1 protein-coding gene is annotated in these 2037 nt (G+C 62.8%); it reads left to right on the forward strand.

Annotated features, from left to right (window positions below; translation table 11 throughout):
* Positions 1-2037, forward strand: a 2037-nt coding sequence (locus BSIN_RS00810; protein WP_173678596.1) for a hemagglutinin repeat-containing protein, incomplete at both ends; no start/stop codon positions are given.

The following is a 2037-nucleotide window of genomic DNA, read 5'->3' on the forward strand; positions in this document are numbered from 1 at the left end:
CACAGCAATATCGTGAGCGGCGCGAAGATCGCGAGCGGGATCGATCAGACGGCGACCTATAGCCAGGGCAGCACGATTTCGGCTGACGGAGTCAATATCGTCAGCGGGAAGGATATCAACGTGACCGGTAGCAATATCGTCGGGACGAACGATGTGACGCTATCGGCCGTGCGGGATGTGAACATCAAGACATCGCAGGACACGGTTCAATCGTCGACCTACTACGACAAGAAGGAAACCGGCCTGATGTCGAATGGCGGCTTGTCGGTATCGGTCGGCTCGCGGTCGATGTCGGATAAACAGCAATCGGCCAGCGTGACGAACACCGGCAGCGCGATCGGCGCGCTGAACGGCAATCTGAACGTGACGGCGGGCAACGACCTGCACGTGACGGGCAGCGTGCTGCATGCGGGCAATGACGTGAACCTCGCCGGACAGACGGTCAAGATCGACACGGCGACCGACACGTCGAACTTCGCGGAGCAACAGCAGTTCCGGCAGTCGGGGCTGACGGTCGGCATCACGAATCCGGTCGTCTCGGCGGTGCAGACTGGACGCCAGATGGCGAACGCGGCGCAAAGCGTCGGCGGCGATCCCCGCTTGCTGGCGCTGGCAGCGGTCACGACCGGGCTCGCGGCGAAGAACACCTATGACTCGCTGAAACAGATGGGCGGCGATCCGGTGAAGGCGGCGACGAGCGTGGGCGTCAATGTCTCGGTCGGGGCGAGCAAGAGCGACAGCCAGATGCAGGCGCAGTCGAGCACGGCGGTGGGCAGCACGGTATCGGCCGGACATAACGTGACGATCGCGGCAGCCGGTGCGGGCAAAAACAGCAACATCGACGTGATCGGCAGCACGATTTCGGCGGGCAATAACGCGAACCTGGCGGCCGAAGGCAATGTGAATCTGCAAGCGGCGGACAACACGAGCAGCCAGCACAGCAAGAACAGCGGGGCGAGCGCGGGGCTTGGCGTGTCGTTCGGTATCGGCCAGCAAACGGGCGTGGCGATCACCGCGAGCGCATCCGGCAGCCGAGGCCATGCCGACGGCGATTCGAGCACGTGGACGAACACGCACGTGAGCGCCGGTAACACGCTGACGATCCAATCGGGCGGCGATACGAACCTGAAAGGCGCGGTTGCATCCGGCAAACAGGTCGTGGCCGACGTGGGCGGAAATCTCAACATCGAAAGCCTACAGGACCTCAACCACTACGATTCGAAGCAGCAGAGCGCTGGGATCGGCGTGAGCGTGTGTCCGCCGCCGTGCGTGTCGAGCGTGTCGGCGAGTGTGGGCCAGCAGAAGATGAACAGCGATTACGCGAGCGTTGTCGAGCAATCGGGCATCAAGGCGGGCGATGGCGGATTCCAGGTCAACGTCAAGGGCAACACCGATCTGAAAGGCGGGGTGATCGCGAGCAGCGACAAGGCGGTGCAGGATGGCGTGAACAGCCTGACGACGGCGACGCTGACGCATAGCGATATCGAGAATCATGCGTCGTATGACGCTTCGTCGATCGGGCTGTCGGGCGGGGTCGGCGGGACGATCGGCAAGGATCAGAAAGGCACGGCGGACAACGTGAATCCGGTGCCGGGCACGAGCCTGCCGAGCAAGGGGGGAATATCGGTCGCGCCGCCGGTGGTGATGAGCGCGTCGGGCGATGCGAGTTCGACGACGCAGAGCGGCGTGAGCGGCGGTGCGATCACGATTACCGATGGCACGAAGCAACAGCAGGTGACGGGGCAGACGGCGGCCGAAACGGTTGCGAATATCAACCGCGATACGTCGAATACGGGCGGTGCGCTCGCGCCGATCTTTGATAAGGACAAGATTCAGGCTGGGTTTGAGATTACGAGCCAGTTTATTAATCAGGTCGGGACGTTCGTCGACAACCGCCTCAAGGAAGCTGATGCGGCTCAGCAGGCGGCAAAGAACCCGAATCTGACGCCTGAGCAACGCTTGCAAGCGCAGCAACAAGCGGATCAACTGACGGCCGAATGGGGGCCGGGCGGATCGTATCGTCAGGTGTTGTCGGCG

This window comes from Burkholderia singularis (genome assembly GCF_900176645.1).
Taxonomy (GTDB): Bacteria; Pseudomonadota; Gammaproteobacteria; order Burkholderiales; family Burkholderiaceae; genus Burkholderia; species Burkholderia singularis.